Consider the following 24,580-nt stretch of genomic DNA (forward strand, 5'->3'; position numbering starts at 1 on the left):
GCCGGAGCCAAGGCATGAAAGAACCGTCAGACAAACCTGAAGCCCTCGCCAACGAGATCGCCCTGGCTGCCGGCTCACGCGTCGGCGCGACGAACGAGCGGATCGTCGCGATCTTTGACGAGATCGCCGATCTGCTCGACGTGGAGAACGCGAATCCGTTCAGGGTGCGGGCATATCGCAATGCGGCACGGTCGATCGGCGCGCTGACCGAGGACGTCGGTGCCATGCTGGCACGCGGGACCGACCTTGCCACGCTGCCGGGCATCGGCACCGATCTCGCGGGGAAGATGCGCGAGATTGCCGAGACCGGGGGAAGCGAACTGCTGACGCGTCTGCGCCGCGAAACGCCCGGACAAATTCAAATGCTGCTCAGCTTGCCGGGGCTGGGGCCGCGCCGTGTGCACCGGCTAGAGCACGACCTGAACGTGCATACGATGGAAGATCTGGCCGCCGCAGCGCGCGAACATCGCGTTGGCATGTTGCCCGGATTCGGGCCACGTACGGAACAGCGCCTGCTTGACGCCGTGCAGGCCCGGCTCGACCGGCATCGCCGTTTCAGCCTCGATGTCGCGATGCGTGCCGTCGATCCGCTCATGGCGCATCTCCGGTCGTGCGGCGCCGCGCAGGATCTGGCGGTCGCCGGCAGCTACCGGCGGGGAAGGGACACAGTGGGGGACCTGGATATCGCGGTGGCATCGGGTCGTCCGCAAGCCGTCATTCACGCATTCTTGGCCTATGGGCAAACTCGCTCCGTGATCTCGGCCGGAAGCACACGGGCCAGCACGGTGCTGATGAACGACATGCAGGTCGACTTGCGGGTGGTGCCCGCGTCGAGCTACGGCGCGGCGCTCGTGTATCTGACGGGGTCCAAGGCGCACAACGTGGCGCTTCGCAAGATGGCGCAGGCACGCGGGCTGAAACTCAACGAGTATGGGGTATTCCGGCAAGGGCGCAAGATCGCTGGCCGCGACGAGGCGTCGATCTACGAAGCGCTCGGCTTGCCATGGATTGCGCCCGAACTGCGAGAGGACACGGGGGAACTCGACGCGGCGCGCGACGGCAAGCTGCCGCATCTTGTCGAAGCCCGCGATATCCAGGGCGATCTTCACGTCCACACGAATGAGAGCGACGGTGTAGACAGCCTCGAAGCCATGGTCATGGCCGCCGGCCGCGACGGCCTTCAGTACCTGGCCATCACGGATCACTCGCCCCGGCTGGGTATCACCCACGGGCTGAATGCCAGTCGTCTCGCCGCGCAGTCGGACGCGATCGACGCGCTCAACGCCAAGGGCGGATTGCCGACGATTCTCAAGGGCATCGAGGTCGACATTCTCGAAGACGGCTCGCTCGATCTTCCCGACGCGGTGCTCGGCCGGCTCGATCTCGTCGTGGGCGCGATCCACAGCCATTTCGATCTGCCTGCCGACAAGCAGACCGCGCGTCTGTTGCGCGCCATCGACCACCCGCACTTCAGCATCCTCGCGCATCCCTTTGCTCGCTTGATCGGCGAGCGCGAGGCTTGCCGGTTCGACGCCGTGCGCGTTTTCCGGGCGCTCGCCGAGCGCGGTGCCTGCGTGGAGGCCAACGGACAGCCTCGCCGGTTGGATGTCTGGGACACCGGCTGCCGGCTGGCGAAGTCGAGCGGCGTGCAGGTGAGCATTGCCTCCGACGCCCACCGGAGCGCCGACTTTCGGAATCTGGCATGGGGTCTCACCCAGGCCAGACGCGGCTGGCTCGAAGCCGCGGACGTACTCAACACCCGGTCCCTTTCCCGTCTGCGGGCAATCCTCAAGAAGACGATGTAGCGCACTGAAGCGCCTGCAGCGCGTGGCAAGGCTTCATGACGATTGCCCCCAGAAGCCCCGCGCACGAACATCACACGGATTTGCGCCATGTCATGGCGTGCCACGCGCAGATGTCTATAGTGAACGAGGCTGGCGCCGACCAAGGCGGCGCATGGATGAACTCGATGGGAGCGAAAGATGAACGACATTCGTACGGACTTCATGAATCACCGGCAGACCCTCGTCAACGATGCCGAGGCCCTGCTTGCGGATATCAAGGCCCTGTTGCGCGATCTCGCCGACGAGGCGAATTCGGCATCCGACGAAGTGCGTCCCGCACTCACTGCCCGGCTCCAGCAACTGACCGCCCAGCTCGACACCCTGCGCAACATGAGCCAGCAGCGCGTCTCGGGATGGGTGCGGACCACCGATCACTACGTGCATGAGCATCCCTGGCAGAGCGTAGCGGCAGCGGCATCCATCGCCGCGCTGGCGGCTGTCGTGGGCGCCGTGATGGTCCCCGTGATCGCTCGAGGCCGGCATGCCCCGTCGGATTCCGACCTGCGCCTTTGATGGGAGATCAAGGATGGAACGGCTGAAAAACCCTGGACTTGGCGCGCTGGAGGGGCTGATGGACACGGAGGAAAGGCGCATTCGCGACTTGGTGGGCGACGCCGATTCCCCGCTCGCCGACCTGATAGCACCGGAGCCTCGCGACGATGTCGACCTGGCGAGCGAGGAGGTCGACGAACGTCTGCAAGATGCCATGCTCGACCACTATCGTGCACAACTCGCAGATATTGAAGCGGCGCGCGATCGCATACGCCGCGGTGAGTACGGCATCTGCATCGATTGCCGCCAGAGTATTCCATATGCACGGCTGAAGGCGTATCCGACAGCGAAGCGATGTGCGGTCTGCCAGCATCGCCACGAGCAACTGTACGCAGCCGATCGCGCGAAGTGAAGGGTATTAGCAGGCGCGCGCTTACCCGTCTGGCCAGCGCACTGGCGCTGTTGACGTACGCAGGCGGTGCGCTCGCCGACCCCGCGCAGCACGACGTGCTGATTCTCGTGTATCACCGCTTCGCGGCAAGCGTTACGGACTCGACCACCGTGCGCACGGATACCTTCCGCTCGCAACTTCGCTTTTTCGAGGACAACGGGTATCGGGTGGTACCGCTGTCCGACGTCATCGCCTGGCACGCCGGCAGGCAGGACAACCTGCCGCCGCGCGCGCTCGTCCTGAGCGTGGACGATGGCCATCGATCCGTCTACGAGGTGCTTTGGCCGATGCTGAAGGGCCGCTCGGTGCCCGTCACGCTGTTTATCTATCCGTCGGCCATCTCCAATGCGTCATATGCCATGACGTGGGATCAGTTAAGCGCGCTTGTGCAATCCGGGACATTCGACGTCGAGTCTCACACCGAGTGGCATCCGAACTTCAAGACGGAGCGCGCGCGCTTGACGCCGGACGCGTATCGGCGCTTCGTGCACGATCAGCTTCGCCGTTCCCGCGCGCGAATCGAGGGCGAACTGCACCGGCCCGTCCGCCTGCTGGCATGGCCATTCGGAATTTACGATACTGAATTGGAGGCCATCGCACGCGACGAGGGCTACACGAACGGGTTCTCGCTCGACGCCAAACCCGTCACGCCGCAGTCGAATGCCATGGCGTTGCCGCGATACCTCATGACGCAGCACTGCGACATGACGTGCCTGCGCGGCATGTTACGCAATGCACAAGCGCATCATGATTAGCCGATGGATTGTCTGGAGCCTCTCGCTGCTATGCCTGCAACCCGTAGCGTCGGCCACGGCAGACACGCTCGCGGTGACGGTTGTCGATGCCGCGACCCATGCGCCGATTGCGGGCGCGACGCTCGTGAGCGGGGATCTCGCCTGGATCAGCGGGCGCGACGGCGGGATCGCGCTGCCCGATACGACGCCGGGGGCGCCGATGGCCGTCTCGGTGCGCGCGCCGGGGTATGCGCGGGTGCAAGCGTCGATCGGGGCGGGCGCGCACGAGACCGTCGCCATGACGCGCCTTCGCCCCAAGGCCATCTACCTCTCGGTGTACGGCATCGCAAGCCGGACGTTGCTCGACGCGGCGCTGGCGTTGCCCGCCCGCACCGCCATCAACGCGGTGGTGATCGATGTCAAAGGCGATCGTGGCATGACGCCGTATCGTAGTCATGCGCGGGAGGGCATCGGCGCACAAGCGTATGTGCCGGCGAACGCGCCACGGGTGAAGAACCTGCCGGCGCTGGTGAAATCGCTGCATGACCGCGGTTTGTACCTCATCGCCCGCATCGTGGTGTTCAAGGACGATCCGTTGGCGCGGGCCCATCCGGAGTGGGCCGTGCGCGATGCCGAGGGCAATGTGTGGCGTGACCGAGAGCAGCTTCGATGGATCGATCCGACGATCTCCGCCGCATGGGCGCACAATCTCGACGTCGCCGAGGAGGCGGCGCGCATGGGCTTCGATGAGATTCAATTCGACTACTTGCGATTTCCGGACACCCCGGGGCTGGAATTTCACGAGACCAACACTGCCGAGCACCGGGTCGGCGCCATTACCGGATTCCTGAGCGCCGCGCGCGAGCGCCTGCTGCGCTACAACGTCTACCTGTCGGTCGATATCTTCGGCTATGTGTGCTGGAACCTCAACGACACGGCGATCGGACAGCGGCTCGAGACCCTCGGCGAACAGGTCGATTACATCGCCCCCATGCTTTATCCGTCGGGATTCACGTGGGGGCTGCCCGGATACGACCCACCCACGCAGTATCCGGGCGAGATCGTGTCGCGCTCGCTCGCGCAGGCGATGCGCCGCACGGGATTGCCCGGGGTGCGATTCCGACCGTGGTTGCAGGCCTTTCGTGACTACGCCTTCGATCGTCGCAATTTTGGCGCCGCCGAGATTCGTGCGCAAATCGAAGCCGCCGACGCGGCGGGGACCGACGGTTGGATGCTGTGGAATCCGCGCAACCGATACGAGCCGACGACTTTACCGCGCTGAATGCGCCGATCTTACCAATCGCGGCAATCTCGCCGATCTCGCCGATCTCGCCGATCTCGCCAATCTCGCCAATCTCGCCAATCTCGCCAATCTCGCCAATTGTCGGCGAAAAGCAGGCGCCTGGGCCCAAGCTGAACGATGCCTCGCGCGAGATATCGCGCCATTTGATCCAGGCCAAGTTACGGCGCGCGCCACGGCTTACTGTATCTATATCTGGCGGGCACACACGGTGCGTAGCGATGATGTCGAGCGCGTGGCATCCTCCCGTGGCCGTCGGTGGCGGACACGCATTCGACGCCAGCCTGTGCCAGCGTTTCAAGGAGTCACACCATGAAAGTCAGAGCTAGGTCTGCCATGGTCCGGCCCACGAGGTGGGATCGCTTTCCGGACGAGCATGTGCCCGACAGTTACAAGCAACCGTCAGCCGCCCCCGCGCTCGCGGCTTGCCCGGTGTGTCACGCCGTCTATCTGCGCGGCCATTGGCAATGGCGCGCCGTGCCGGCCGACGCGGCGGCCGTCATGTGCTCGGCCTGCCATCGCAGCGCCGACGGCGTGCCCGCGGCGCGCTTGTTGCTGGACGGCGCCTTCGAGGCGGCGCATCGACAGGAAATTCTCGGCCTGGTGAATCACCGTGCGCTGCGGCTGCACCGGGAACATCCGATGGAGCGCGTGATGGCGATCACGTCGGGCGAGGACGGTACGGCGATCACGACCACCGGGATGCACATTGCACGCGACATCGGCAATGCCATTCGCCACGCCTATGGCGGGAAGCTGGATCTCGACTATGGGCACGCCGAATCGGAGTTGCACGTGCGCTGGCACCGATCCTGACGTAGGCGCCACCCCATGTCGGTCATTCACGAATCGGCGTCGACGGTCTGCGATGCGGTGCTGGCGGATCGCTATCTTGCGCCGGGGGAGACGGCGCGCGACGACGTCTTCCGACGGGTCGCGCGTACGCTGGCCGAGGCAGAGCCACCGGATCGACGTCGGGAGGCGGCACGGCAGTTCTACGGCAACATGCTGCGGGGCGCGATCGGCGCGGGCCGGATCATGGCCAACGCCGGCACGGGCAAACACGCGACGATGGTGAACTGCTTCGTGCATCCGATCGTCGCTCCGGACGTGCCGGTGGCCCGTGAGGCAGACATCGCCCGCGCCCTCGCGCAGGCCACGATCACGCTGCGCATGGGCGGCGGTGTCGGCTACGACTTCTCGCCGGTGGCGCCGGCCGACGCGCTGGTGTCGGCGTCCGACAGTGGGACGGGCGACGTCTGCGATGTCATCGAGCGGTTCGACCTTGCCTGCAAGGCGCTGGCCATGGCCGAGACGCGCGGCGGGGCGCAGATGGCCGTATTGCGGTGCGACCACCCGGATCTGGATGAGTTTGTCAATGCGAAGCGCGGACGCCGGCGCTGGACGACATTCAACGTATCGGTGGCGGCGAGCGCCGAGTTCATGGAGGCTGTCGCCCGCGACGGCGAATGGCGGCTCCAGCATCGCGCCGCGCCCAATCGGCAGCGACTGGCGGCGGGCGCGTACTTGCTCGGCAACGGCAACTGGTGCTATGCGACAGTACCCGCGCGGCGCTTGTGGGTGCGAATCGTGGAAGCGGCCCATGAGAGTGGCGAGCCCGGATTGCTGTTCATCGACACGATTCGCGACACCAACGACCTTGCCGATATCGAATCCATCGTTGCGACGAATCCGTGTGGTGAACAACCGCTTCCCGCGTGGGGAAGTTGTGTGCTCGGGCCCATCGATCTGTCGAGGCGTGTCAAGCATCCGTTCGGTGTCGGGGGGACGCCGTCGTTCGACTTTGCCGGTCTGGCGCGGCTCGTCCATGTCCAGGTCAGAATGCTCGATAACGCGATCGACGTCACGCGATGGCCATTGCCCGAGCATGGGCACGAAGCCCGAAGCAAGCGAAGGATCGGCGTGGGCGTCACGGGGCTGGCTGATGCGCTGACCATGATGTGTCTGCGGTACGACGCACCGCAGGGCAGGGACCTCGCCAGCGCCATCGGGCGATGCCTGCGCGACAACGCTTATGCGGCGTCGGCGGCATTGGCGCGTGAACGCGGCGCGTATGCGCTGTTCAGCGGCGAGCGCAGTCTGTCGCCGGGACGCTTCGCGTCGGCGTTGCCGGATGCCGTGCGCGACGAGATTGCGCGTCATGGGCTGCGCAATAGTCATCTGCTGTCGGTAGCGCCCACAGGAAGCGTCAGTCTGGCATTCGGCGGCAACTGTTCCAGCGGCATCGAGCCGGCGTTCGACTGGGCGTATCAGCGTCAACTGCGCTTGCGGCATCAGGCCCCGCGCGCCTGCCGCATCGAGAATCACGCCTACCGGTGCTTCCGCGCCTTGTGTGGCGATCGGGCGGTGTTGCCGGACTACTTCGTCACGGCCAGTCAGGTGAGCGGTGACGATCACCTGCGCATGGTGGCGGCGATGCAACCGTTCATCGATGCGGGCATCTCGAAGACGGTGCTGGTGCCCAGCGGTGTGTCGCGCGAGCGGGTCGGAGATCTGCTCTATCGTGCGTGGCAATTCGGACTCAAAGGCGTGACGATTTTCCGGCCTGAGCGTGCCGCCGACGAGGTGCTGTCGGTGTTGCCGGCGTCGGCAGGGCGGCCGGCATGTTTTTGCTGAGCCGAATGCGCCGAATGTATCGAATGCGCTAATGGTGCGATCCGGGGCTCGAAGCCCGCTGCGGCGGTGCCGCTCGTTGACCCGCATCAAGGCCAACCGAGAACGGCTGCCTATGCTCCAAGCAGCCGGGCAGGATTGCCCGCCAACCGTCTTTCGAGGGTTTCCGCGATGAATGAGGCCAAGCTTCCTGTGTACGCTGTCGTGCGCAATGCATCTCCTGTTCCGGCCGCCAGCGAGTCACTGCCGGTCATTGCGCTGCCACCGCCGAGTCTCGAGGGTGGCGCCACGTTGATGATTTCATTGGCACGTCGCAAGAGCGTGCGCGACTTTGCGCCAACCGCGCTTTCCCGCCAGCAACTCGGCGATCTGCTGTGGGCGGCGGACGGTGTCAATCGCGCCGACACCGGCGGGCGCACGGCGCCGTCGGCGCGCGGCGTGAACGAGATCGACGTGTACGTCGCCCTGCCCGAGGGCGTGTATCGCTATGACCCGGCGTCGCACCAACTGCACCTCAAGCATGCCGTCGATGCGCGCAATCTCACTGGCTACCAGGACTTCGTCGGTCAGGCGCCGCTCGATCTGGTGTACGTGGTCAATCACGCCCGCGCCGACGCGTTTCCTCAGTCACAACGGGATTCGTTCGCTGGCATCGCCGTCGGCGCGATCGCGCAGAACGTGTCGCTGTATTGTGCGTCGGCTGGGTTGGCGTGTGTCGTGCGAGGCTGGTTGAATCATCGGATGCTGGCCAACGCCATGTCGCTCAACGAAGACGAAATACCGGTGCTGGCCCAGACCGTGGGCCATCCGACGGTGACGGGATAACGCGCGCGTCGGTGCCGCTGGCGTGATAGGGCGGGGAAGCGGCGAGCGGATTCGTTTGACATCGGTCAACACGGCGGATGCAGCAGCGACCATGCTTGGCTCATGGCAGCCGCGCATCCTGGCCGGGAGACATCCCATGAGCTGCCACTCGCCTTCGCGGGAGCCGTCATGTCAAAAAACATCGTCAAAGTTATCGAAGTGCTTGCCGAATCCCCCAAGAGCTGGGAGGACGCCGCGGCGAAAGCCGTCGCCGCGGCCCAAAAGTCCCTTCGCGATGTCAAATCGATCTACATCAAGGATTTTTCGGCCGAGGTAGCCGAAGGTAAGATCGTCAACTATCGAATTACCGCAAAGCTGAGTTTCAAACTCGAGTAGCGACCGGTCGACCTCGCCTGGGCGACCTCGGGCCTTACGCTGCCAGCCGTTTTCCCCCGACAAGATAGGGACGCTCGGCGACGCGGACCGGCACGGCAGCGGGTGCGATCTGGAACTCGGTCACCGCCCCTTGCAGGCGCGTTGCCTGCTCTTCCATTGACGAGGCGGCGGCCGCGGCCTCTTCGACCAGGGCGGCGTTCTGCTGCGTGACCTCGTCCATCTGCGTGACGGCGCGATTGACCTGTTCGATGCCGTGGCTTTGCTCGCTGGAGGCCGCGGAGATCTCGCCCATGATGTCCGTGACCCGCTTCACTGCCTGGACGATGTCCGTCATCGTCTGGCCAGCCTGCTCGACCAGCATCGAGCCTTCGCGCACTTGTTGAGCCGAACTCTCGATCAGCGCCTTGATCTCCTTGGCGGCTGCCGCGCTGCGCTGCGCCAGCGTTCGGACTTCGCCGGCGACCACGGCGAAGCCGCGGCCCTGTTCACCGGCCCGCGCGGCTTCGACTGCAGCGTTCAGGGCAAGGATGTTCGTCTGGAAGGCAATGCCGTCGATCACGCTGATGATGTCGACGACCTTGCCGGAGCTGTCGGAGATCCCATGCATCGTGCCAACCACCTGCCCGACGACGTGACCGCCTCGTTGTGCGATCTCCGAGGCATTCACCGCGAGTGTGCTGGCCTGCCGCGCATTGTCGGCATTTTGCTTGACGGTGGCGGTGAGTTGCTCCATCGACGATGCCGTTTCCTCCAACGACGCCGCCTGTTCTTCGGTGCGTGCCGACAGGTCGGTGTTGCCCGCGGCGATTTCGCGCGCGGCCGACGTGATCGATTCGGTGCCGCTGCGAATGCGCTGGACGGTGGACGAGAGGCTTTCCTGCATGGCGCGCATGGCGGCAAGCAGGCTGGTCGTATCGCCGGGTTGTGTTTCGATCGTCATGGCAAGATCGCCCTGGGCAATGCGCCCGGCAATCTCGACGGCGTAGTTCGGCTCACCGCCCAGACTCTTCTTGATGTTACGAATGATCACCAGCATCGCGGCCGACACAATGCCACCGAGCACCACCAGCAGCCCGGCCCATTCGGCCAGCGAACGGAAGAACGCGCTGTTGATGTCGTCCATGTAGACGCCGCCGGTAATACACCAGTCCCACGGCGCGAAGTATCCGACCCGGCTGATCTTGCCGACCGGCTTGTCGTGACCGGGCTTTGGCCATTGGTAAGTGAAATACCCGCCGCCGTTGCGGCCGACGTTCGAGATTTCGCGGAACACGTATTGGCCGGTCGCGTCCTTGAAGTTGGAGAGATTCTTGCCGTCGAGTTCCGGCTTGATGGGATGCATCACGACATTCGAGTGCGTGTCGGAAATGGAGAGATAGCCGTTGTCGCCAAAACGGATGGCGCGCACTTCGGCGATTGCATCGCGTTGGGCATCGGCTTTGGTGAGCGTGCCTTTGTCAGCGGCATCTGCATATTTTTTAATCACGCTGGTCGCCGAATCCACGACGTTCTTGAGGCCGAGTTCGCGCTCTTCGATCATTGTCTGGCGCATGTTGAACGAGCCCCAGGCGCAAATGACCAGAAGGCTGATCCACATCAGGCCCAAGGCCAACAGCAGTTTGGTGTTCAGGGTAAAACGGTGCACGACGACCTCCAGGACTGGCAGTGGGGGGCAAAGGGTTGACTTTGGGACCGGCACGCTAGGGCCGAGCATCATGGACGGCGAGCAAGGTGCGGCACGATGCAATGGTCGGTGCCGGCAACGACGTCCACGGGCGGCGATGCTCCTCAAGTCAGTTGGCCGACACTTTATCTACGGTTGACGCAATCGTCTGCCGGTGTTTTCGCTCATTGAATCGCCTCGGGATTTAAGAACGCGGCAACGTCTGCGTTGCCACGCACTCAAACGTATCGGAACTCGCTGGCGGCAACCTTGGCAAGGGTTTTCGGTTGGGAGCGGGCTCGATCACGCGTTCAGCTTGCAAGGCTCGGATAAAGGCGTGCGCCGATGAACAGCAACACCGCGAAGACGGCGATCATGACGCCGAAGCTGGTCGTCAGCGCGTAGTTGTTCATGCCACCGACGATCATTCCGCTTCGCAGCGTGTCCACAAGGTAAGTCAGCGGATTGATCGTTGCGATCACCCTCAACCACGGTGGCATCAGATCTAGGGGGTAGATCGCGTTCGACGCGAAGAACAGCGGCATCGTCAACACTTGCCCGATCCCCATGAACCGCTCGCGCGTTTTCACTATGCAGGCAATGACCAGCGAAAACGTGGAAAAGATGCACGCGCCGACACATACGCTGCAAATCACGGTGATGATCGCCAGCGGCTGTAGACGAATGGAGACGTGCAACGCGGCGGCAATGAGGTAGACGACCAACGTCTGCACAAGACCGCGCAGCGTAGCGGCGAGCGCCTTGCCAAGCACCAATGCGCTGCGGTGCGCAGGTGTGACAAGAAGCTTGTGAACAATGCCCAGGTCGCGCTCCCAGATGATGGCGATGCCGTAGAAGATCGATGAAAACAGGATGCTTTGCGCCAGAATGCCCGGTGCCATGTAATCCAGATACCGCAACTGCCCGGTTGGAATACCGCGCACCGCACTGAACACTTGTCCGAACACGACAAGCCACAACACCGGCTGAATCGCTCGGGAAAGCAGCTCAGTGGGATCGCGACGCAGCTTTCGCACCTCTGCATCAGCAATCGCGAGACTCTCGTATAGAACGGCGAACATTGTCTACCCCAATCGTTGAATGGTGCTTCGACTTTCACGGATGGTTCGATAGCTGCCGCCGTGTTCTATCACTGCCCCACTAAAGTGGGCGAAAACGTCATTCAGATCGGCGTTTGGACCAACCATTGCCTTGAGTTCCTTCGGGCGTCCAATGGCTGCCATGCGCCCCTCGTGAAGAATTGCGAGTTGATCGCAAAGCACGTCCGCTTCTTCCATGTCGTGCGTTGTGATGAGAACCGTCACCAGTTGATCTCGGCGGAGTTGCTCAAGTCGCTCCCAAACCGTTTTACGTGCGACCGGGTCCAGACCGATCGTCGGCTCGTCGAGAAACAGAATCTCCGGGCGGTGCAGGGTTGCCTGTGCCACTTCCAGACGCCGGATCATACCGCCTGAATAAGTTCGAACAAGTTGGTCGGCCGAGTTGAGTAGTCCCGAAAACTCAAGCGCCTCGCGTACCTGCGTCACGCACTGCGCACCGAAAATCCCATATAGACGAGCAGACAGCGTCAGATTTTCGCGAGCCGTCAGTGCACCGTCTGCGGACAGCAGTTGCGGCACATAACCTATTCTGCGGCGCACCTCGACTGGCGCCTTCGCGACATCGAAGCCGGCCACTTCGGCGTAGCCCGAACTGGCGTTGAGAAGCGTCGTGAGAATCTTGATCGTCGTGCTCTTGCCCGCGCCATTAGGGCCGAGCAAGCCGAATATCTGACCTTTGACCACTGTCAGGGAGAGTTGGTCCAGGGCAATAAGGTCGCCAAAGTGCTTGGACAGCTTCTTTGTGACGATCGCCGAGGCATCTGCCGCGTCCTGCTGGGAGCGAAGACTGTTCATGAGATGTCCGTTGAGGTGGCGCGACGTTTTCGATGGGTGTCAGGGCAGCGCGGGCGTCCAACTGTCATCGGGATCATAGGCACGGATCCTGCGCACGACGTCAGCCGTGTGCGGACCGAGATTCTTCTGGTAGACAACGCCGTTGCGATTGACGACAAAGGTCATCACACCGGAGACGCCGTACGCGGCCGGGAAAGCGAGCAGGGCGAACCCGCCGGTCATCTGACCGTCAACGATGTAGGTTTGCGCCCCCCCCGGTGCATGCTTGCCCTGCGAGGTCAGCACACGAAAGAGATAGCCACGAAACGGCTGCGCGGGCATCCCCGACGCCCCATGCACATCGGCAGCGGCGAGAAATGGCCCCAACGGGCTCTCCTGATCGCCGCCCGATGTCACCCAATAAAGCCCGTCATGCTTGCCAGGCGAACTGGCGATTCGCGTCGCAAACGTCTGGCGCCCGCTTGGGGTTCGATGGGCATCGCCGTAGCTCAGTTGGGCTTCAACATATGCGCGGCAGACCTGGATCGCGTGAATCTCGTGGTAGCCAATGCGCCGGTCGATGATTTGCTGCGCGCCCGCGGGGATATCAAAGTGCCAACGCGCGTTTTCTCGCGTCAGAGGAATCGGATATGGCCAATCGTCCTTGCCGAGCACGATCACCGCGTGACCTGCGCCATCGTCCTCAATCTGATGCGCTTCGTCATATGCTGCGGCCAATCTGCGCCGAGCGATTCGCTCTCCTTCCGGGTCGCCGGAGCGGGTAAGCGCGGCCGCACTTTGACCGAACACCGCGAGAAGGGCTGCTGTGTTGCCGGCGTGCCAGGCCGAGGCCAACGCTTCGGCAGCATCCTCCGGCGAAGAATACGTCGGCTGCGAGATCTGTTCGGCCCACGACGGGATGCCGGTCAGGCAGACAATGATCGCGCCAACAAGGTTGCGCCATCGCCGGACGTGCCGCGCTTTGCCTATCTGACGCATTATCGTCTCCCATGCCCGCCTGAGGGGGCGACTTGTGGTGTCATGCTCCTGCCGGAGCTCCCGTTCTGGTGCGGCGGTGAGCTCGACATACGACTGGCCTGACCACGCAGCGCCTGATTGCGCACGCTTGCGCCGCGCCCGAACGACTCGAACGATGGTGGAACCCCCGGCGACTGCGAACCTGTGGCAGGACGTGCTGCGGGGGGCGGAGGAGGCGTTCGTTGCGGAGATGGGTAGGCGGGGCGCGCAGGAACGGTGGGCGTCGATCGAGCAGACGGTGCGGGTGGTGTCGCTGACGGCACGGAATATCCCCGGAAGGTACGCTGCAAATCGGGTGATACGGCTGGGACGCCAGCGCGACGCGAGGGTGTCACGTCGCTGTATGGCACGCCGTGGCGATGTGCTGGATCGTGCTCCCACATGCTCCCGGAATAGGCACCACTGCGATGGGTATTACCGAAGCGCCCCCGAACCACGTCGATGCGGTGGTCATGCCAGTTGCAATAGCTCCACCCCCATAGCGGGAGGACGACGCTGAAGCCGACCCAACCGAAGCCAAGGTCGCCGATGGACACACCGCCCCAGATTCCGGGAAATGCAACGGGAGGATAGGCGGGGTACGGCCAAGGTCCGTAGACTATATGAGGGTCATAGACCGGCACGTAGATCAACGCTGGATCGGCCGGCGCGATCACGATGGCGCCGTCCTCATCGGAAACCGTCGATCGCTCTGTACTCGCCAATTTGCCGGCGGCTTTCGCACGGCTGCGCAGCCGCTGGATCGCGTCCATGACGGCGGCTTCGTTAGTAAGGAACGCATTGCCCAGGCGCTCCGTCCAGTCGAGGTTGTCGTCCATCATGTACAAGATTCGCGGAAACGGCACCAACGACTTGACGCTAGGATCCCAAGGGAGGGGGGCCAGCGCATCGGCCAACTGATTGCCTCTGAGCACTGCATTCCCGGGCGCTCGCAGCCACCTATCCGCTTGTACGACTTCGAGCGGATAGGTGGACGCCATCAGCATCTGGGACAAGAGCGCATCGGGATAGAGCGCGATGGGTGCCAGCATTTGATCGAGTTGCTCGGGCGCATAGGGAAGTACACGGCCGTCGGGCGCAGCTTGCTGCGAAAATAGCCTGGCAGAAACTGCCACCACGAGGATCCCCGCAATCGCCAGCAACTTTGCAAGTTTTATTCCCATCGGCTGCCCCTCAGGAGAGCAAGACCTCCACAACGCCCCGGCGCAACCCGTTCTCATAGACTACATACTGGATCAGCGCGCATTTTTGTAATTGACATGCGTCAATGGGGTGCGCCAATGAGAGTAACTACGGTACCCCCTCACTTCGCGATCGCGCCGGTCAGCAGATGCGCCTCGGCATACGGAAACACGATGTCCGGATTCGGACGAATTAGCTTCGTGTTCTTGCCAGCGTAATGAAGGCGCGTGAGCAGATCCTTGATGACATTCAGGCGCGCGACCCGCTTGTCGTCAGCCCTGACAACATTCCACGGCACCCCGTCATTCGTCCGGGCGAACATCTCGTTTCTCGCCTTGCTGTACTTCTTCCACAGCGCCACGGCTTGTTCATCGACGGGGCTGACCTTCCACTGCTTGAGGGGGTCCCGACGCCGCGACGCAATGCGCCGTTGTTGTTCGTCCTTGGTGATATCGAGGTAGTACTTGATGAGGTGTATCCCCGAGCGCACCAGCATGCCTTCAAATGCCGTGACGCTCGACATGAACTCCTCATATTCCGCGTGGGTACAGAAGCCCATGACGTGCTCCACGCCCGCGCGGTTGTACCAACTGCGATTGAATAGCGTAAATTCGCCTGGGGCGGGAAGTTCGGCAACGTATCGCTGGAAGTACCACGAGCCACGGTCACGGTCGGAGGGCTTTCCGAGCGCGACCACGCGTGTCTCCCGAGGACTGAGATGCTCGACGATCCGTTTGATGGTGCCGTCCTTGCCAGAAGCGTCTCGTCCCTCGAAGATCACCAGGATCCTGTCGTTGACGTGACTGAGGAAATGCCGCTGCAGCTTGACCAGTTCAATCTGCAGCAGTCGCAGTTCCCGCTCGTAGTCATCGACCGTGAGCGAACTGATCTCCCGCTCATCAGGATAATCGTGTGTCTTCGCCTTCATGCTGTTGCCCTGATTCGCGCGGCACCGGGGCCACGGGCACCGACGGCCTCGTGGGCGACAGTTGGGTCACCTTTTCGGAGAGCAGAAGTTCAAGCTCGCTGCGTCCGACCACTTCCTGCGCGAGGAGGCGCTTGGCCAAGGCGTCGAGCTTGGGGCGACAAGCCAGGAGCGTTTGTCGCACACGCTCACTGGCCTGCGCCAGAATCTTGCGGACCTCTGCGTCGATCAGCCGTGCGGTTTCCTCGCTGCACGTCTTGCGCTCGCGCGGCACCATGCCGATGCCGTTGAAGAGCGGATTCGGCATGTCCTCGTAGGTCGCCAGCCCAAGCTGCTCGCTCATGCCGAACTGGGTAATCATCTGCCGCGCAATATCGGTCGCCCGCTGGAGGTCGTTCTGGGCGCCGGTGGACACATCGCCGAAGACAATCTGTTCGGCCACGCGTCCGCCGAGCAGCACGTCGAGCCGGTCGAGCAGCTCACTTTGCTTGAGCAGATACCGATCCTCGGTTGGGGTCTGCTGGGTATAGCCAAGCGCCGACACGCCACGCGGAATGATGGACACCTTCGATACGCGGTCGGCATGCGGGCGCAGTTCCGCCACGATGGCATGACCGGCCTCGTGGTAAGCGATGGTCTCCTTCTCTTGCGGATTCATCACCCGATTCCTCTTTTCCAGGCCGCCGACGATGCGGTCCAGCGCCTCGTCGAAGTCGACCATTTCCACGGCGTCCTTGCCCTTGCGCGCGGCCAGCAGTGCGGCCTCGTTAACGAGATTGGCCAGTTCGGCGCCGGCGAAACCGGGCGTGCGCGCCGCCAGCGTAGTCAACTCGACGCTGGGCGCCAGGACGACGTGCTTCACATGGACCTTGAGAATCTGTTCGCGCCCCTTCAGGTCCGGCCTGTCCAGCGCGACGTGGCGGTCGAACCGGCCGGGACGCAATAGCGCCGGATCCAGAATTTCCGGTCGATTGGTGGCCGCCATGATGATGACGCCCTTGTTGGTATCGAAACCGTCCATCTCGACCAGCAACTGGTTCAGCGTTTGTTCGCGTTCGTCGTTGCCGGTAAAGGTGCCCAGGGCGCGGGTCTTGCCCAGCGCGTCGAGTTCGTCGATGAAGATGATGCAGGGGGCCTGGGCCTCGGCCTGGTTGAAAAGGTCGCGGACCCGCGCGGCCCCGACGCCTACAAACATCTCCACGAACTCGGAGCCGCTGATGCTGAAGAACGGTACGGCCGCCTCGCCCGCGACTGCCTTGGCCAGGAGCGTCTTGCCGGTGCCGGGCGCCCCGAGCAGCAATACCCCTTTGGGGATCTTGCCGCCCAGTCGCCGGTAGCGCTCGGGATCTTTCAGGAAATTGACGATTTCGGCGAGTTCTTCCTTGGCTTCGTCGATGCCGGCGACGTCGGCGAAGGTCACGCCGGTCTCCTGCTGCATATAGACCTTGGCCTTGCTCTTTCCGATCTCCAGCATCCCGCCGGCAGCACCCCCCACGCGCTTGATGAGGAAGCTCCAGACGGCAAAGAAGAGCAATGCGGGGACAACCCATGACAGCAACGCGCCAATCCACTTGTTGTCTGCCTGACCGACGAAGCGCACCTTCGCCGCTTCGAGTTCCTGAACCAGCGCGGGGTCATTGACGCGAACGGTCGAGAAGGCGTGGTCTGCCTTTCCCGCATGCTGCATCGCGTCAGCCTCGGCTTTGGGCAGAAGCGTCTCGATGCCGTCGGTCGTTAGCGTCCCCGTGATGGTGCCTTCCCCGAGGGTGATGTCCTTGATCTTGCCCGCCTTCAATAGCACCTTGAAGTCGCTGTACGGCAGCGGCTCGACATCGGAAGGCGTAATGAAGCTCTGAAGGATCAACATCGCCGTGACGGCCGCGAGCAGGTACCAAAGGGAAAACTGTTGACGGGTTTCCATGGGCGCTTTCCATCTTGCGGTCAAATCCATCATAGGCAGCGCGCCAAGCGCACCGGTTGACAGAGGTCAAGCCGCGGCGCCGTTCGCAGGGAGATTCCCCCGTTGACCGCACCTGTCACCGACCTGATCGGCGCGTTGCTCCCTGAACGGGCGGCCGCCCTGAAGCAAAAGAGGGCGAGCCGTCATGGCCGAGAAGGGCAGCCGGATCGGGGGGACTGATGTCGCGAGAATGGAAGGCCGTGTGCCGGCCGATGGAAGCCGCCTTTCGGCGAGGCGAATAAGAAGCGAGTGTCGGCGTCGAGTCCGTCGGTCGGCTTCTGCGGCAATACTTTCCGGCACAAGGCATCGGCAAGCATGCGCCGAGCGACAAGCCCGTGGTCTTGTCACGAGACAAGGAGGCTGATCGCTACGCATGGGAGTGTGTCGAATTGAGGCGTCCACCGCTCGCACGAGTCAGCGAGTGACCCGCGCGGGCAATGTCAGCGGTGCGTCAGGGACCCAGCCGGCTCAACTCTGCCGGGCCACCCAGATTTTTTTGCGATTCATCAGCAGCGGCACGATACCGATGACGATGCCGCCCATCCCGACGACATTGGTCGCCCAGTCGAAGGTCGGGATGCTGTAGACCGCAATGAAGAAGAGGAACAGCCCGCTTGCGACCGGCCAGATGACATGGGTCACGGCGGCCCAGGGCCCCTGCGTCAGCACCTTGCGGTAGTACCAACCGCAGGCCAGGCCGGTCAGCCCGAGATAGAAGCAGATCTGGAAGCCGATGGCAGTGATCGAATCCTGCAGGATGACGTTGATGGTCGGCAGATAGGACGACATGAACAGCAGCGCCAGCCCGATGATCCAGATGAAGAAGATGGCGACGTGGGGCGTTTGCCAACGCGGATGCAGTCGCGCATAGCGATGGTGGAGGGCGCCGTCGCGGCTCTTGGCGAAGAGCGTGCGCGTGAACTGCAGCATCTGTGTCTCGACCGTGCCCACCGTGCTCAGCAACACCGCGATGATCGCGACGTAGCCCCAGGTCGGCCCGAACAGCTTCTCGGCAATGGCGAAGATGATATTGGTATTGAAGTGCTGGATCTCGGCGTCCGACAGCCCCAGCAAGGCGATGACGATGAAGACGAGGAAGAACACCATCAGGAACACCATCGACCAGAACGCGGCCCGGCCCGGGATGCGGTTCGAATCGCGCGTCTCCTCGCTGAGGTTCATGGTCACGTCCCAGCCGTAAAAGAAGAAGATCGCCACCAAGGCACCGCTGGCGAACTGCGCGGGGGTAAACGCAAGAGGCGAGAACCAGTGCCACGAGAACGCGTGCTGTTGTGCGTGCGGGAACACGAAAAAGCTCGCGACGATGATCACCAGCAGGATGATGCCCTCGATGATGGTCATCACCACCTGCACGTAGCTGGTCAGCTTGACACCCTTGACGACAATCGCACTGACGACCGTGAGCCACGCGGCCGCGATCAGCGTCACGTAGTGCACATTGTTCATCATGGGCCGATCAAAGATGAGCAGTGTGGCATTCGCCGCCGGAATCATGGCGGACACCATGAACACGCAGCACAGCACCAGAAGCGCCCAGCCGGCAAAGAAGCCGAGCGTGCGTCCGAAGACCATGCTCACCCACGAATAGGAGGTACCGGCACTGGCCAGGGCACGGTTCATGTTGATGAACGCGTACGCGATGCCAAACATGATGAGCCCGCACACGAGAATGCTCGCCGGGGACAGCGTGCCGGCCGTCCCAATGATGGTGGACGTCGTGATCTCGACACTGTAGGCCGGCGCGGTGCCGGCGATGCCCATGATCACCGATTCGACGATGCTCAGCGAGTCGGCGTTGAGTTTGGCGGGTTGGTCCATAGGCGTGCGGTTCTAGACTAGGTTGACATGGATGGATCGACCTTTTACTCCATGCCGGATGTCCAGGCAAGAGGGGGATGTCATTCTTGCGTTCGCCGTTGATTTTCCGGTCCCGGCGGGTCGCAATTCGCTGTCGTGCCGGACTTGCCTGGCCTTCCTGGGGGCACCCGTGGTCCACTTTGGTGCAAGGTGCGCTGAACCACGGGGTGTGTGGGCGTTGTCAGAGCGTCACCGACGCCACGGCGGCGGATCGAAGGCACGCTTCGCCGTCTCGAGAAACACGCGCTGACGGCCCGAAAGTCCGTGGCGCGTTGGCACCAGCGCCATGATGGGGGCGGGCGCCAAGCGCCATTCCGGCAGTAGGCGAACCAGTTTTCCAGCGGCAATCAGTCGCGCGGCGTCCCACTCGGACCGCTCCATCATGCCAAGTCCGGCGACCGCCCAATCGCTGATGACCGTGCCGTCGTTTGACGACAATGCGCCGGTCATTCGAATGGTGGTGGCCTTGCTTGCCCCCGTTCCGCGATCGCTATTACGCATGAATCGCAAATGCGTGGCGTCTTCGTCGTTCTCGCGCAAGCATAGACATTCATACCGATCGAGCTCGGACGGATGCACGACGGCCGGCAGGCGGCGCGCAAACGCGGGAGACGCGCATAGATATCGTTCATTGGGCGCCAGGTAATGACCCACCCAGGAAGACGCTTTGACGTTGCCAATGGAAATGACGACATCCGCGCCTGACGCTGCGGTGAGCGGACTGTCGGCGAGCACCAGTGAAATCGAAAGGCCTGGGTGTGCCCGATGAAGCTCGCGAACCAAGGGCGCAATGTGCGCGCGACCAAAGCCAAGCGGCGCAACGATGCGCAGATTGCCGGTGAGGCTGCCGGGTTCGCCCGACACTCGGGACGGAATTGCGTCTATACGTTCAAGCAGTTCAGACGCCTCATGCAAAAAGCGCTGACCTTCGTCGGTCAGCGAGATACCTTTCGCGCCACGTACCGCAAGGCGTACACCCAGCCGCTCCTCCACGCGCTGCAGACGGACGGTGACCGCGGGGGGCGTCAGGTTCAGCAAACGCGCTGCGGCGGCGAGCGATCGCGAAGCGCCCAAGGCACGGAACAGACGCAGATCGTCCAGGTCGATCATTAAATCACCATTAATGTCATGTTCCCTCGATATTACACAGGACAAAATCCTGGTGGCGCTTGCGATGCGAATCGGCGGCCGCCGACGGCGCGAGATCCTGGCTGGATGGTGCGTCCATTAATAAAGATTTAATGTCGCATTTACCGCGTGTTACACACCGCACCCGTTTGCTTCCTTATCTTGAGCCCATCTGAATCACTTTCCGCTTTTGAGAGGTCGGAATCATGACTCGCACAGCTACGACTATGGACAACGTTGCAATGGACAGCACGCGCACGCTGTACATCAATGGCGAGTGGTTGGCGCCGGCGAATCCCCGGACGGTGCCCGTCGTCAACCCGGCGACTGGCCACGCGATTCGCCAGCTGGCAGTCGGATCGCGGGAAGATGTCGACAAGGCGGTCGCCGCGGCCCGAAGGGCGTTCGTTCCATGGTCCGACACGCCGGTGGCGGATCGCGTCGAGATCCTGAACCGAATGTATCGCCTCGTTCTTGACCGAAAGGAACTGCTCGCACAGACGATCATGTCGGAGATGGGCGCACCGATATCGTTCGCCCGTGCCTCGCACGTACCGTTTGCCGCGGAGCATCTTCGTGTGGCAAGCGAAATCGCGGCTGGCTACCCTTTTCTCAAGGTTGACGCTCACACGGCCATTACACGTGAGCCCATTGGGGTCTGTGCGTTGATCACCCCCTGGAACTGGCCGCTGTACCAAATTACGGCAAAGGTGGGGCCCGCGCTTGCCGCAGGATGTACGGTGATTCTCAAGCCCAGCGAGTTATCGCCCCTGAACGCCGAGATATTCACGCAGATCGCTCACGATGCCGGGGTGCCGGCGGGGGTATTCAACCTTGTGCAAGGCAGCGGCCCGGAAGTGGGCGAAGCCCTCGCGGCGCATGAGCAGGTCGACATGATCTCGATCACCGGCTCCAATCGGGCCGGCGCGCTCGTGGCGAAGGCGGCGGCAGACTCGGTCAAGCGGGTCACACTGGAGCTGGGAGGGAAGTCACCGAACGTCCTGCTACCGGATGCCGATTTTGGGCGGGTAGTGGCCTTAGGCGTCATGGCCGCGTTTCGCAATGCAGGGCAGTCGTGCAGTGCGCCCACGCGAATGATTGTCCCTCGCGATCGTCTCGCCGACGTCGAACGCATGGCCTGCGCCACCGTTGAGTCGATGGTCGTTGGGGATCCAGGTTCGGCGCAGACAACGCTCGGGCCGATTGCAAACGAAGCACAATTTCACCGCGTACGGGCCATGATCGATGTGGGTATCGCACAGGGTGCAAGGCTCATCTGCGGTGGTCCCGGATTCCCGCCAGGTTTGAGCCACGGTTACTTTGTTCGGCCGACGATTTTCTCCGACGTGACGGCCGACATGCGCATCGCACAGGAGGAGATTTTCGGGCCGGTCCTGAGCCTCATGGCGTACGACACCGTCGATGAGGCGATTGCGATCGCGAACGATACGAAGTACGGCCTGGGTGCGCACGTCCAGAGCGAGAACCTGATGCATGCGCGAGCGGTTGCGTCGCGCATCCGGTCGGGCCAAGTGCACATCAACCATCCGGCGTGGGACGCCCATGCGCCGTTTGGCGGCTACAAGCGCTCGGGAAACGGTCGCGAGTACGGCATCCATGGATTCGAGGAGTACCTCGAGACGAAAGCGATCCTGGGTTACGCCTGATGGCGATCGCCGAGCGCGTCGCATGCCATTCCGAATCGCGCAACGTAGGGAAGGGAATGCGGCACACGGGTCGCCCTGAGGCAAAGGGCGGCGGACAACGGAACTTCAAGCAAGATATCCATGTTGCAAATCGACAGAGTCAGCGATAGTCCCGTGATGCCCACCGATGTGGACGTGATCATCATCGGCGGAGGCATCATTGGTACCACTTCCGCCTACGAGTTGGCGCGTCAGGGGGTATCGGTCGCCCTGGTGGAGAAAGGGTTCATCGGCGCCGAGCAGTCCGGGCGCAACTGGGGGTGGGTGCGTCAGCAAAATCGCAGGCATGACGAATTGGTCATGGCAATGCGTAGCTTGACGCGATGGTCGGAGATCGGAAATGAGATCGGTCGCGATCTCGGCTTCCGCCGTCAGGGCAGTCTGTATGGAACGACGGTTGAGGCAGACGTTGCGAGATGGGAAAAGTGGGCGGTCGGCGCAAAGGCGATTGGCTATTCGTTCGATCTTCTCTCGGCAGCGGAGCTCAAATCCCGCATTCCGACGGGGACGGCGCGGTGGGTGGGTGGTCTCTGGTCGCCGTCGGACGGGTTGGCCGAACCGAGCAAGGCTGCGCCTGCCATCGCCGAGGGGGCAAAAGGACTGGGCGCCTATGTGTTGCAGACATGTGCCGCGCGAGGATTCGACATCAGCGCTGGCCGTATCACCGGTGTGTGGACGGAACGCGGTCTCATTCGCGCGGCGACGGTCGTGTGTGCCGGAGGCGCGTGGAGTTCGCGCTTGTTGAAACGCCACGGCGTTGAGTTGCCGGTCGCCAATGTGGTGGGCACCGCGATGCGCACGTCGCAAGTCCCGGCATTGCCCGGAGGCACATTCAACGGTCCCGGGTTTGCGTTGCGTCGCCGTCTCGATGGAGGATACACGCTTGCCGTACCTGGCTATGGCCGTGTCGAACTGGCCCCACAAGGGATGCGGTACGCCTTGAAGTTCTATCGGACCTATCGGTCCGCGCTGACGAAGAAGCTGAAGATTCGCATCGGCAAGAGTTTCTTTCACGGGCCAGAGGCGTCGGCAAGCTGGGCGCTTGACGACATCTCGCCGTTCGAGCGTATTCGCGTACTGGAGCCGGCCATCGACGAAGAATGGTTGGTGCAGGCGGTCAACAACCTGACGACCTGCTTTCCTCAAATGAAAGGCGTGCGGATATTGCAGGCGTGGGCGGGCCTCATCGATACGACGCCGGATCTCGTTCCGGTGATTTCAACCGTAGATGAAATCCCGGGTTTGATCGTCGCCTCAGGGTTCAGCGGGCATGGGTTCGGTCTAGGCCCAGGGGCCGGCTTGTTAGTGTCTGAAATGGCGCAGAATAAAACGACCTATTCCGACATCACACCGTTCAGTCTGAACCGATTCAAGAAGGGCGGGCAGCTCCTTCGTCCGGAGATGATGTAGGTTGAATCCGGGTGTCAATCAAGCCGTTTTTCGCGACCGGGTTCAATGACGCTGTGGTCCTGCCATCAAGTCGGCAAGGCCAGAGTTCTCACCGGGCGGCGGGGCATTGCGACTTGCCAAGTCGGTAGCCTTCGACGCATGCTTACCGAAACTTCTTGGCTGATCGCGAAATGGAATTGAGACAACTACGGTATTTTGTGAGCGTGGTGGAACACGGAAGTATGGGACGGGCCGCGTTGGAACTCGGTGTGGTCACCTCCGCATTGAGCCAGCAGATCAGCCGTCTCGAAGGCGAACTTTCGACACGACTTTTGCAGCGCACTTCCGCCGGCGTCGTGCCAACTGACGCCGGCATGGCCTTTTGGCGCCAGGCACAACTCGCGCTGCGCCATATTGACGACGCCGCGGTTGCCGCGCGCTCCGCCCGTTTGTCTGGCCATGTGAGCGTCGGCATGGCGCCGAGCACGGCGAGCGTGCTCGGCGTCGCATTTGCACAAGCCATGCGTGCGCGTTATCCCGATGTTCGGCTGCGCATCGTCGAAAGTCTCTCCGGCTATCTCGCTCCCATGCTTAGCGCGCGCCAGATCGATCTCGCCGTGCTCTTTCGTGAGGAACCCGCGCAACGGTGGAGTGTGATGCCACTGCTCGACGAGCAGCTTTTCCTCATCGGCGTTAGAGAACTCGATGGTATGCCGACGGGCGCGTCCGTCAGACTGAAGCACCTCGGCAGGCTTGCGCTGATCCTTCCCAGCGGCACGCATGGGCTCCGCGCGCTGCTGTCGTCGGCGTTCCGGCGCGCCGCGTATGAACCGAACGTGGTCGCCGAAGTAGACGGCCTAGCACTGCTCATGGACTTGGTTCGAACCGGCATGGGGGCGACGATACAGCCCGGCGCGGCGCTCGCACGATCCGCGAACGGTGTGCTGGCCAGTGTGCAAGTCGCGGAGCGCTACGCCACGCGGCCCAACATGATCGTCAGTGTCTCCGACGATGAACTGTCTCCCGCCGGTCTTGCCGCACGTGTCGTCCTCGCCGATGTCGCGCGTCAACTGGTGCACGAAGGCCGTTGGCCCGGCGCGCGGCTGCGCGTGCCGCAGCCTTCACAAACTGTGAAGACCCCTTGAGGGCTAGCGACTGGCA

21 protein-coding genes are annotated in these 24,580 nt (G+C 62.8%); 12 read left to right on the forward strand and 9 right to left on the reverse strand.

All coding sequences use genetic code 11. From position 1 onward, the window contains the following. Window positions 1-14 precede the first annotated feature (14 nt). The 9 genes from polX (at window position 15) to PEP31012_RS19785 (ending at window position 8,655) form a co-directional block, all read left to right on the forward strand. The gene (gene polX / locus PEP31012_RS19745; RefSeq protein WP_150591003.1) at window positions 15-1,805 is read left to right on the forward strand and encodes a DNA polymerase/3'-5' exonuclease PolX; all 1,791 of its coding nucleotides are present in this window, start codon (window positions 15-17) and stop codon (window positions 1,803-1,805) included. A 177-nt stretch (window positions 1,806-1,982) separates the two neighbouring features. Next, complete coding sequence (locus tag PEP31012_RS19750) at window positions 1,983-2,357, forward strand: ElaB/YgaM/YqjD family protein (RefSeq protein ID WP_150591004.1); 375 nt, start codon at window positions 1,983-1,985, stop codon at window positions 2,355-2,357. 13 nt (window positions 2,358-2,370) lie between these two features. Further along, complete coding sequence (locus PEP31012_RS19755; RefSeq protein WP_150591005.1) at window positions 2,371-2,748, forward strand: TraR/DksA family transcriptional regulator; 378 nt, start codon at window positions 2,371-2,373, stop codon at window positions 2,746-2,748. Continuing rightward, window positions 2,745-3,542: a polysaccharide deacetylase family protein gene (locus tag PEP31012_RS19760; RefSeq protein ID WP_425494978.1), complete on the forward strand. Its 798-nt coding sequence runs from the start codon at window positions 2,745-2,747 to the stop codon at window positions 3,540-3,542. Before PEP31012_RS19755 ends, PEP31012_RS19760 begins: the two co-directional genes overlap by 4 nt. After that, window positions 3,535-4,803: a putative glycoside hydrolase gene (locus PEP31012_RS19765; RefSeq protein ID WP_150591007.1), complete on the forward strand. Its 1,269-nt coding sequence runs from the start codon at window positions 3,535-3,537 to the stop codon at window positions 4,801-4,803. The genes PEP31012_RS19760 and PEP31012_RS19765 overlap by 8 nt, the downstream gene beginning before the upstream one ends. 330 nt (window positions 4,804-5,133) lie before the next feature. Beyond that, the gene (locus PEP31012_RS19770; protein WP_174978326.1) at window positions 5,134-5,637 is read left to right on the forward strand and encodes a BCAM0308 family protein; all 504 of its coding nucleotides are present in this window, start codon (window positions 5,134-5,136) and stop codon (window positions 5,635-5,637) included. 15 nt (window positions 5,638-5,652) lie between these two features. After that, a complete protein-coding gene (locus PEP31012_RS19775; RefSeq protein ID WP_150591008.1) occupies window positions 5,653-7,458 on the forward strand; it encodes an adenosylcobalamin-dependent ribonucleoside-diphosphate reductase in 1,806 nt (601 codons plus the stop codon). A 168-nt stretch (window positions 7,459-7,626) separates the two neighbouring features. Continuing rightward, complete coding sequence (locus PEP31012_RS19780; RefSeq protein WP_150591009.1) at window positions 7,627-8,280, forward strand: nitroreductase family protein; 654 nt, start codon at window positions 7,627-7,629, stop codon at window positions 8,278-8,280. A 102-nt stretch (window positions 8,281-8,382) separates the two neighbouring features. Continuing rightward, a complete protein-coding gene (locus tag PEP31012_RS19785) occupies window positions 8,383-8,655 on the forward strand; it encodes a dodecin family protein (protein ID WP_246171389.1) in 273 nt (90 codons plus the stop codon). A 34-nt stretch (window positions 8,656-8,689) separates the two neighbouring features. Here PEP31012_RS19785 and PEP31012_RS19790 read toward each other — a convergent pair whose 3' ends face one another. The 9 genes from PEP31012_RS19790 to PEP31012_RS19830 form a co-directional block, all read right to left on the reverse strand. Next, window positions 8,690-10,300 carry a methyl-accepting chemotaxis protein gene (locus tag PEP31012_RS19790; RefSeq protein ID WP_150591010.1) on the reverse strand — a complete coding sequence of 537 codons (1,611 nt, stop codon included), beginning with the start codon at window positions 10,298-10,300 and terminating at the stop codon, window positions 8,690-8,692. 329 nt (window positions 10,301-10,629) lie between these two features. Then, complete coding sequence (locus PEP31012_RS19795; RefSeq protein ID WP_150591011.1) at window positions 10,630-11,400, reverse strand: ABC transporter permease; 771 nt, start codon at window positions 11,398-11,400, stop codon at window positions 10,630-10,632. Window positions 11,401-11,403: 3 nt separating this feature from the next. Then, a complete protein-coding gene (locus tag PEP31012_RS19800; protein WP_150591012.1) occupies window positions 11,404-12,234 on the reverse strand; it encodes an ATP-binding cassette domain-containing protein in 831 nt (276 codons plus the stop codon). Between the two features lie 39 nt (window positions 12,235-12,273). Continuing rightward, entirely contained in the window at window positions 12,274-13,212 is a 939-nt protein-coding gene (locus PEP31012_RS19805; protein WP_150591013.1) for a DUF2950 domain-containing protein, read from the reverse strand. Further along, window positions 13,212-14,414 (reverse strand): DUF3300 domain-containing protein, encoded by a 1,203-nt coding sequence (locus PEP31012_RS19810; RefSeq protein ID WP_174978327.1) that lies wholly within the window; start codon window positions 14,412-14,414, stop codon window positions 13,212-13,214. Before PEP31012_RS19810 ends, PEP31012_RS19805 begins: the two co-directional genes overlap by 1 nt. Before the next feature lie 140 nt (window positions 14,415-14,554). Beyond that, entirely contained in the window at window positions 14,555-15,361 is an 807-nt protein-coding gene (ppk2, locus tag PEP31012_RS19815; protein WP_150591015.1) for a polyphosphate kinase 2, read from the reverse strand. Then, window positions 15,333-17,279 carry an ATP-dependent zinc metalloprotease FtsH gene (ftsH, locus tag PEP31012_RS19820; protein ID WP_150591016.1) on the reverse strand — a complete coding sequence of 649 codons (1,947 nt, stop codon included), beginning with the start codon at window positions 17,277-17,279 and terminating at the stop codon, window positions 15,333-15,335. Before ftsH ends, ppk2 begins: the two co-directional genes overlap by 29 nt. A gap of 507 nt (window positions 17,280-17,786) precedes the next feature. After that, window positions 17,787-19,157, reverse strand: a complete 1,371-nt coding sequence (locus PEP31012_RS19825; protein ID WP_150591017.1) for an APC family permease — start codon at window positions 19,155-19,157, stop codon at window positions 17,787-17,789. Window positions 19,158-19,385: 228 nt separating this feature from the next. Beyond that, window positions 19,386-20,306 (reverse strand): LysR substrate-binding domain-containing protein, encoded by a 921-nt coding sequence (locus tag PEP31012_RS19830; RefSeq protein WP_150591018.1) that lies wholly within the window; start codon window positions 20,304-20,306, stop codon window positions 19,386-19,388. A gap of 260 nt (window positions 20,307-20,566) precedes the next feature. Here PEP31012_RS19830 and PEP31012_RS19835 point away from each other — a divergent pair, with 260 nt between their 5' ends. The 3 genes from PEP31012_RS19835 to PEP31012_RS19845 all read left to right on the forward strand — a co-directional run bounded on the left by PEP31012_RS19835 (window position 20,567) and on the right by PEP31012_RS19845 (window position 24,564). Continuing rightward, window positions 20,567-21,991, forward strand: a complete 1,425-nt coding sequence (locus PEP31012_RS19835; protein WP_246171390.1) for an aldehyde dehydrogenase family protein — start codon at window positions 20,567-20,569, stop codon at window positions 21,989-21,991. Between the two features lie 120 nt (window positions 21,992-22,111). Next, the gene (locus tag PEP31012_RS19840) at window positions 22,112-23,440 is read left to right on the forward strand and encodes an NAD(P)/FAD-dependent oxidoreductase (protein WP_150591020.1); all 1,329 of its coding nucleotides are present in this window, start codon (window positions 22,112-22,114) and stop codon (window positions 23,438-23,440) included. Between the two features lie 170 nt (window positions 23,441-23,610). Beyond that, on the forward strand, window positions 23,611-24,564 hold the full coding sequence (locus PEP31012_RS19845) for a LysR family transcriptional regulator (protein WP_150591060.1): 954 nt from the start codon (window positions 23,611-23,613) through the stop codon (window positions 24,562-24,564). The last annotated feature ends 16 nt before the right edge of the window (window positions 24,565-24,580 follow it).

It is taken from the genome of Pandoraea eparura, from assembly GCF_902459725.1.
GTDB lineage: Bacteria > Pseudomonadota > Gammaproteobacteria > Burkholderiales > Burkholderiaceae > Pandoraea > Pandoraea eparura.

Bases quoted from the DNA above. Each gene is read 5' to 3' on its own strand.
- polX (WP_150591003.1), top strand. From the start codon at position 15: ATGAAAGAACCGTCAGACAAACCTGAAGCCCTCGCCAACGAGATCGCC.
- PEP31012_RS19750 (WP_150591004.1), top strand. From the start codon at position 1,983: ATGAACGACATTCGTACGGACTTCATGAATCACCGGCAGACCCTCGTC.
- PEP31012_RS19755 (WP_150591005.1), top strand. From the start codon at position 2,371: ATGGAACGGCTGAAAAACCCTGGACTTGGCGCGCTGGAGGGGCTGATG.
- PEP31012_RS19765 (WP_150591007.1), top strand. From the start codon at position 3,535: ATGATTAGCCGATGGATTGTCTGGAGCCTCTCGCTGCTATGCCTGCAA.
- PEP31012_RS19770 (WP_174978326.1), top strand. From the start codon at position 5,134: ATGAAAGTCAGAGCTAGGTCTGCCATGGTCCGGCCCACGAGGTGGGAT.
- PEP31012_RS19775 (WP_150591008.1), top strand. From the start codon at position 5,653: ATGTCGGTCATTCACGAATCGGCGTCGACGGTCTGCGATGCGGTGCTG.
- PEP31012_RS19780 (WP_150591009.1), top strand. From the start codon at position 7,627: ATGAATGAGGCCAAGCTTCCTGTGTACGCTGTCGTGCGCAATGCATCT.
- PEP31012_RS19785 (WP_246171389.1), top strand. From the start codon at position 8,383: ATGGCAGCCGCGCATCCTGGCCGGGAGACATCCCATGAGCTGCCACTC.
- PEP31012_RS19795 (WP_150591011.1), bottom strand. From the start codon at position 11,400: ATGTTCGCCGTTCTATACGAGAGTCTCGCGATTGCTGATGCAGAGGTG.
- PEP31012_RS19800 (WP_150591012.1), bottom strand. From the start codon at position 12,234: ATGAACAGTCTTCGCTCCCAGCAGGACGCGGCAGATGCCTCGGCGATC.
- PEP31012_RS19805 (WP_150591013.1), bottom strand. From the start codon at position 13,212: ATGCGTCAGATAGGCAAAGCGCGGCACGTCCGGCGATGGCGCAACCTT.
- PEP31012_RS19810 (WP_174978327.1), bottom strand. From the start codon at position 14,414: ATGGGAATAAAACTTGCAAAGTTGCTGGCGATTGCGGGGATCCTCGTG.
- ppk2 (WP_150591015.1), bottom strand. From the start codon at position 15,361: ATGAAGGCGAAGACACACGATTATCCTGATGAGCGGGAGATCAGTTCG.
- ftsH (WP_150591016.1), bottom strand. From the start codon at position 17,279: ATGGAAACCCGTCAACAGTTTTCCCTTTGGTACCTGCTCGCGGCCGTC.
- PEP31012_RS19825 (WP_150591017.1), bottom strand. From the start codon at position 19,157: ATGGACCAACCCGCCAAACTCAACGCCGACTCGCTGAGCATCGTCGAA.
- PEP31012_RS19830 (WP_150591018.1), bottom strand. From the start codon at position 20,306: ATGATCGACCTGGACGATCTGCGTCTGTTCCGTGCCTTGGGCGCTTCG.
- PEP31012_RS19835 (WP_246171390.1), top strand. From the start codon at position 20,567: ATGGACAGCACGCGCACGCTGTACATCAATGGCGAGTGGTTGGCGCCG.
- PEP31012_RS19840 (WP_150591020.1), top strand. From the start codon at position 22,112: ATGTTGCAAATCGACAGAGTCAGCGATAGTCCCGTGATGCCCACCGAT.
- PEP31012_RS19845 (WP_150591060.1), top strand. From the start codon at position 23,611: ATGGAATTGAGACAACTACGGTATTTTGTGAGCGTGGTGGAACACGGA.